This is a genomic window from Petrotoga sp. HWHPT.55.6.3 (genome assembly GCF_002895495.1).
Taxonomy (GTDB): Bacteria; Thermotogota; Thermotogae; order Petrotogales; family Petrotogaceae; genus Petrotoga; species Petrotoga mobilis.
Genome location: NZ_AZRJ01000013.1, coordinates 101,134 through 108,129, shown reverse-complemented (window position 1 = coordinate 108,129; position 6,996 = coordinate 101,134). Strand labels below are relative to the sequence as shown.

Sequence of the window (6,996 nt, the reverse complement as noted above, 5' to 3'; positions counted from 1 at the left end):
CTTTTTGAAAAAGTAAAAGGGAATAACGAAGTTAATCTTTCAAGAAGTAGGCCTTACAAGAAAAACGATAACGCTCACGTGGAACAAAAGAACGGGGATAAGGTAAGAAAATTGGTAGGGTATTTCAGGTATGAGAGTGAAGAAGAGGTAAGTCTGCTCAACGAGATTTACAGCAAAGCAGACTTACTAGATAACTTCTTCATAGCTAGCTTTAAACTAAAAAACAAAGTAAAGAACGACAAGGGTAAAACAGTAAAAAAAGAATATGAGAAACCTAAGACTCCATACCAAAGGTTGCTTGAAAGCAATACTGTTAGTGAAAAAACTAAATCTCAACTAAAGAAAACATACGAAAGTTTAAACATGGTAAAATTAAGAGAAGAAATAAATCTTCTTGTGGATAAATTATACAACATTCAACTAACAAAAAGCAAATCAAGTTCAAAGACATAATTACTATCTAACCAATACCCTATTTCGATGACACTTAATTATGATCTAACACGATAAAAAGTATTCAAGAATAATAAGTAGCAATAATCTCTTTTGAAAGCAGTGACTTATAATCCCAGATGTAAAAAAAGTCTCTTTCGGGACATTGGGCAACAGCTGAGTTATGAGTGCCTAGTTGAAGATTATAATCACAACATATTGACAAATTTTGATTTTATTCATATAATAATATCATATCAAATATTTTTGATATGTTATTATCATATGTGAGGTTTTCCTAGAATGCAAATATTAAAAGAGATTTGGGATTTTACTCAATATCAGCTTCTTGGCATGAAATGGCTTGATACCTTGATTGGAAAGATCCTTTCAAGTCTAGGAGTGGATACATCTACCCGCCTAGGTGGTAGCATCGAGTTTTTCGTCTATGATGTCATTAAGATAATCATACTGCTGTGTTTACTGATTTTCTTTATCAGTTACATTCAGAGTTTTTTTCCACCAGAACGCAGCAAGAAAATATTAGGCCGATTTCAAGGTCTCGGTGCTAACTCTGTCGCGGCTTTACTAGGCACGGTAACGCCTTTTTGTTCTTGTTCATCCATTCCTTTGTTTATTGGTTTTACATCTGCAGGCCTTCCAGTTGGAGTAACTTTCTCGTTCCTTATCTCTTCCCCTATGGTCGACCTAGGGTCGCTGTTTCTACTTATGAGTATTTTTGGAGCAAAAGTTGCAGTCGTGTATGTAATACTCGGATTGATTATCGCAGTAATAGGTGGTACGGTTATAGAAAAATTACGAATGGGGAAGTACGTTGAAAGCTTTATTATGATAGCTGGAAATGTAGATATAGAAGCACCCGAACTGACAAGAAAGGATAGACTGGTCTACTCTAGGGACCAAATGCTGTCCACCTTTAAAAAGGTGTTTCCATATATCTTGATTGGTGTGGGCATTGGCGCCATTATTCACAACTGGATTCCCGGAGAATGGATTAACTCCGTTCTCGGTAGTAAAAATCCGTTTGGAGTTGTTTTAGCCACACTTGTCGGCATACCAATGTATGCCGATATCTTTGGTGTAATCCCAATTGCAGAAGCTCTATTATCTAAAGGAGCTGACCTAGGCACCGTTCTTTCGTTTATGATGGCGGTCACAACTCTGTCTATACCATCTATGGTCATGTTACGCAAAGCTGTCAAACCGGAGCTATTGGCACTATTTATCGCAATCTGTACCATGGGTATTATTTTTGTAGGTTACTTTTTTAACGCTATTCAAGGCTTCATCATATAGTAGTAAGAAAATATCAGTAAAAGACTTAGTGTCCAGCTATTGTTTATACGATCTGTATGGAGTATGGCATTTACATCAGAAGTTGTTGTACCGCAGAAGGCTCAATTGTGTCTATAATCTAGTTATACTTCGGAATAGATTCCAAATAGTTGCCATCAATTGAACAACAAAAACTGAATAAAAAGGGGTGTAATAAAAATGTCACTATTTGAAAAGAAAAAAGAAGAAACAACATCCTATTACGGAGAAAACCGTAATACAGGAAGCATTGCGAAGGGAGTACATGCTAAAGCTGGGGGTGCTAGTGTTAAAATACTTGGAAGCGGATGTCCAAAATGCAATCAACTTGAAGTGACAACAAAAGAGGCTCTGCAGCAGCTTGGTATGGATACAGCGATTGACCATGTAACAGATTTTTCAGAAATTGCAGCTTATGGTGTCATGACAACCCCTGCTCTTGTTGTAGATGGAAAAGTGGTTTCTTATGGTAAAGTTTTAAAAACAGAAGAGGTAGTGGAGCTTCTTCAAAAAGTTAGGTCATGAAAAAAATGAATGAAATTAGCAACCCGAGTCACAGATTTCGTTAGCATGGTTGTTACACAAAGGACCTTTCATAGCACACATATTATTTAGCGGTTTTTGAATATTGAATAAATTTTTAAGATTTGAAAGACAAATCCAGGCTTTGGTTCGGTTTTCCACCTCAAGATATAAAAGATCTGCTGTGAGCAGACCTTTCTATGTGCACCCATATGCCTGTTACATATAAAAAAACATCCGCTTTACGCGGATGTTTTGATAAAATGGTTCATAATTATAATGCAGTCCATCCTCCATCAATAACCAACTCAGAACCTGTCATGAAGGAGGATTCATCGGAAGCTAAGAAAAAAGCTCCGTATGTTATATTTAGCAAGTTCATCTGTAGCTGTTTTTGTTAACAATCTCGATGCACCTTAACCTTCCCTCCTTCCTTTTCAAAGATTACTGTCTTTAGAAACTCTAAAACATGCATTGTAACTAACTTTTAACACTTTCAATATTTAGGGATAAAACGTTCCAATCTCCCCCGTTGTTTCCCCTGCTTCTGCCTACGATAAGAATTATGCTTTCGCACCTTTAGAAAAGGTTGTTAAGTATTTGGATCTTAGTGGGTTTAACTTCTTAACGGAGTAAATCTGACGGATATATGGTATGAAAGTAGAAGAATTGTATAGATATCTCAAAAAACATGGAGAAGAATTAAGGCAAAAGCTCCTTGAAGTAAGATACAACCCGAAACCGGTAAGTAGGAAAGAGATACCGAAACCGGATGGATGGAATGGATAAACTACTATGGAATAGCGAACATGAAAAAGGTAGCAGAAAATCTTGATGGATGGCTTAGAAGGAGAATTAGGTTGTGTATCTGGAAAGGATGGAAGAAAATTAAAACAAAACATGAAAACTTAGTCAAATCAGGACTAAACACTAACAAAGCATGGGGATATGCAAATACAAGAAAAGGCTATTGGATAATCTCCAATAGCCCAATACTTTCAAGGACACTAACTAATAAACACCTTAAGGAAATGGGTTTAACTTCGATCCTGGAAACGTATAACCTAAAACATCAATTCTGTTGAACCGCCGTATACCGAACGGTACGTACAGTGGTGTGGGAGGACGGTAGATAAATTAATTATCTACCTCCTAACCCGATCGATTCCCTGCCCTGGGACTACTATGACATCTTTAGCCACCCTCTGTTGACCCCGGCATACCCATTGCTGAGATACAATTACCCTCAGAAATAACAGATTATTTTTTTGATGGGTAACATTTGCCTTATATCTTTACTGCTACCCTTGCTGCCTCTTCTATGGCTTCCAAGGTTTTTCTGGGCTCTACGGCATCACCAATCACATATACCTCAGATACTTTGCCTTTTATTTTCTCTTCTAGTGGGTTATATGCTTTAGCTCCCATGGATAGGACTATCGTATCAAATCCTGTGAGCTTTTCTTCTTTTCCGCCTTTTTCATATACTACACCATCATCAAGGAACTCCTTCACTGTGGCATTGGTAATTGCTTTAACACCGTATTTATTCAGCCTCTCCATGAGGAAGAATTTGACCGCTGCCTGTTCATCTCTCGCTATTTCCGGCAGCATCTCCACTATGGTTACATTATGATAATGCTCGCCTAGGAAATCAGCTGTCTCAACACCTACCATACCGCCGCCGACTATGAGGACATTCATACCAGCTTCTTTTTTGCCTTCCAGTATGTCAACCGCTTTGGCAAATTTGGGGTTGTCTATACCCTTTATATTGGGTACCAGAGGCACCCCACCTGTAGCTAATATAACCACATCGGGATTCTCTTTCATTATAAGGTCCTCTGTCACCTCTACCCCCGTTTTATACTCTACCTCGTACTTTTTGCCCATGGTTATATAGTACCTTATAGCCTTTAGTATATCCTGCTTTGTCGGTGGTATGGCTCCTATCCTGTACTGACCGCCCAACACATTTTCTTTTTCGTAAAGGGTAACCTTATGTCCCCTTTTGGCTGCCACCCATGCAGCTTCTAATCCGCCTGGTCCTCCACCAACTACCATAACGTTCTTGGATTTTTCCGCTTTTTCGACTTTAAGCTCTCCTTCTCTTCCAGTAAACGGGTTTACAAGACAGGAAATATTGGACTTTGTAGGATCAAACAGGTAGCCTGCGCAGGCCTGCATGCACCCTATACATGGTGAGATCTCTTCTGTTAAACCGGCAGCAACCTTATTGGGCAGTTCAGGGTCAGCTAAGGACTCTCTACCTAACGCAACTAAATCGGCTTTTCCGTCTTCCAATATGTCCTCCGCCATGAGTGGGTCATTAATTCTGCCGACTGCTATTACAGGTATATTAACGACCTTTTTGATTTCTTCCGATGCATAAACGTTAAATCCCGGAGGTACAGCTGCAGGTGCAATAATATATTGGGTGCTTGCATAAACCCCTGCGGATACATGGATTGCATCAACCCCTGCCTCTTCCATCACGCGGGCTACCAGTCTGGAGTCATTTATGTCTCTTCCACCAGGCACCCTCTCATCACCGCTCAATCTGAATATAATTGGATATCCGTTGCCCACTTTTCTCCGTATATTCTTAACTATTTCCACAGGGAATTTCATCCTGCCCATAAAATCTCCGCCGAACTCATCTACCCTCTTATTAGAATATGGAGACATAAACTGGGCTATAAGGTACCCATGGGCTCCATGTACCTCCACAGCATCAAACCCGGCATCTCTGGCCCTTCTTGCAGCATCTCCGAATTTCTCAATGAGGTCATATACTTCTTCGGTCGTCAATTCTCTTGGCATTTCCCTTTCCACCGGACATGGTATTGGCGATGGAGCCACAGGTTGACCTCCTATTTTATCGTGAGTTGTTTGCCTTCCGGCGTGATGAAGCTGAATTGCTATTTTAGCTCCATACTTATGAACCTCCTCTGTTACTTTCTTCCATGCAGGTATAAACTTATCGTCCCATATACCAGGCTCATCCCATGGAGAACCTTTTCCAAGAGGGTCAATTGCCGCAGCCTCTACAATCAGCAGTCCATATCCTCCTTTTGCTCTTGCAGCCCAATATGCTACATGCCCTTCGGTTGGGCTGCCATCCGCTCGTGCTAATCCAGTAGCCATTGGTGGTACCACATAACGATTTCTTACCTCCATCGTGCCTATCTTTATCGGTGAAAAAAGCACAGGATATTTCATATAATTGTCTCCCCTTTCTTTTTATTTTTATATTGTTATCTGTCTAAAAACCTTTCCTCTCGGAAAATGACCAGTGACCTTTAATGTCTCCCCAACACTTTTAATTGGTTACTCTCTTGAAGATTGTCACCTCCCTTTTACAAATAGCTCAGCTTCAACTTTTCCCATTCCTCTTGCGGCTCCTGTAATAATAGCAACTTTTCCTTCTAATCTTCCTGCCATAATATGAATCCCTCCTTTTGATGTGAATATTTTCACAATTTACGATAAATAAAAACGACTAAATTAATCGTATCTAAATTATACCATATTTTTTTAAAAGAAAAAGCATTTATGTTAAAATAATAAAAAGAAATCTTTTTATGGAGGTGTATTATGTCAAAAAAAATAACCTACGGAATGGTTGGTGGATCCATAGATTCTATGATAGGTGAGGCACATAGAAATGCAATATTATCAGATGGAAGGGCAAGCATAGTTAGTGGATGTTTTTCACGAGATTATAAAAAAACATTAAAAACAGGCAAAAAGTGGGACATAAAGAAAGATAGATTGTACGAAAACTACTTAGAAATGGCTGAAGAGGAGAGTAAAAAGAAAAATAAAATTGATTTTGTAGTTATTGCTACTCCGAATGTTTCCCATTATGAAATAGCTAAAACTTTCTTAGAAAAAGGTATAAATGTTGTCTGCGATAAACCGCTAACAACAACAGTAAAAGAAGCGCAAGAGCTAAAACAGTTAGCAGATGATAATGATCTTTTGTTGTGTGTGACGTATTCGTACGTGGGATATCCGGTTATCTCGTTAGCAAGAAACAAAATAGAAAAAGGTGAGTTGGGCGAAATAAGATTCATTAATGTACAATATATTCAAGGATGGCTTGCAAAAAAGATCGAAGATGAAAACAAGCAAGCCCAATGGAGATTGGATCCAAACCAAAGTGGTTTGGCTAATACTACAGCCGACATAGGTAGTCATGTGGAGAACATGGTTTCATATCTTACTAGAAAAGAGATCGATAATTTGTGTGCACGCCTTGATACTTTTGGTGAATCAAGAAAATTGGAAGATAATTCCACCGTGATGGTAAATTTCAAAGATAAAAGTAAAGGATTACTTTTCATGTCTCAAATTGCTGTGGGAGAGAACAACAATTTTAGCGTTTGCGTGTATGGTTCGGAAGGTACGTTGAAATGGAATTTTAATCAAGCAAACAAATTAACAATTTTGTATGAAGACCACAAAGAAGAGATAGTTCAAAATGTGGATGAAATTCCTGGAACAAATATAGGGTTCAAAAATACTTATTCCACATTTATTACCGATTTAATAAATAAAAAAAACGGAGAAATTATAACCAACGATAATGCCCATTTTCAAAGTGTAAACGCGGGATTAAGAGGGATGAGGTTTATTGAAAAATGTGTAGAAAGTTCGAAAAATGGAAGCGTTTGGGTAAAGTTTTAAAACCAAACTCAAATA

Annotated in this window: 5 protein-coding genes and 4 pseudogenes; 6 read left to right on the top strand and 3 right to left on the bottom strand. The window is 38.4% G+C overall.

Annotated features, from left to right (window positions below; all coding sequences use genetic code 11):
• From X926_RS10155 to X926_RS05200, 3 genes and pseudogenes are all read left to right on the top strand, one after another.
• Positions 1–453, top strand: a pseudogene (locus X926_RS10155) (transposase); the annotation flags it as partial.
• A gap of 282 nt (positions 454–735) precedes the next feature.
• Positions 736–1,749 carry a permease gene (locus tag X926_RS05205; protein WP_103065298.1) on the top strand — a complete coding sequence of 338 codons (1,014 nt, stop codon included), beginning with the start codon at positions 736–738 and terminating at the stop codon, positions 1,747–1,749.
• 198 nt (positions 1,750–1,947) lie between these two features.
• Positions 1,948–2,292, top strand: a complete 345-nt coding sequence (locus tag X926_RS05200; protein ID WP_103065297.1) for a thioredoxin family protein — start codon at positions 1,948–1,950, stop codon at positions 2,290–2,292.
• Between the two features lie 271 nt (positions 2,293–2,563).
• Here the strand turns inward: X926_RS05200 and X926_RS10425 are convergent.
• A pseudogene (locus X926_RS10425) lies at positions 2,564–2,659 on the bottom strand (SDR family oxidoreductase); the annotation flags it as partial.
• Between the two features lie 284 nt (positions 2,660–2,943).
• On the opposite strand from X926_RS10425, the gene X926_RS10355 reads away from it, so the two are divergent.
• A complete protein-coding gene (locus X926_RS10355) occupies positions 2,944–3,078 on the top strand; it encodes a hypothetical protein (RefSeq protein WP_255408238.1) in 135 nt (44 codons plus the stop codon).
• Positions 3,072–3,374 (top strand): annotated as a pseudogene (locus X926_RS10305) (group II intron maturase-specific domain-containing protein); the annotation flags it as partial. The gene X926_RS10355 and the pseudogene X926_RS10305, both read left to right, overlap by 7 nt.
• Before the next feature lie 202 nt (positions 3,375–3,576).
• Here the strand turns inward: X926_RS10305 and X926_RS05185 are convergent.
• Together X926_RS05185 and X926_RS10420 are read right to left on the bottom strand one after the other, a co-directional pair.
• Positions 3,577–5,511 carry an FAD-dependent oxidoreductase gene (locus tag X926_RS05185; protein WP_103065295.1) on the bottom strand — a complete coding sequence of 645 codons (1,935 nt, stop codon included), beginning with the start codon at positions 5,509–5,511 and terminating at the stop codon, positions 3,577–3,579.
• 135 nt (positions 5,512–5,646) lie between these two features.
• Positions 5,647–5,733: pseudogene (locus tag X926_RS10420) on the bottom strand (cyclopentanol dehydrogenase); the annotation flags it as partial.
• Positions 5,734–5,886: 153 nt separating this feature from the next.
• On the opposite strand from X926_RS10420, the gene X926_RS05175 reads away from it, so the two are divergent.
• Positions 5,887–6,981 (top strand): Gfo/Idh/MocA family protein, encoded by a 1,095-nt coding sequence (locus X926_RS05175; protein ID WP_012208555.1) that lies wholly within the window; start codon positions 5,887–5,889, stop codon positions 6,979–6,981.
• Positions 6,982–6,996: the final 15 nt, after the last annotated feature.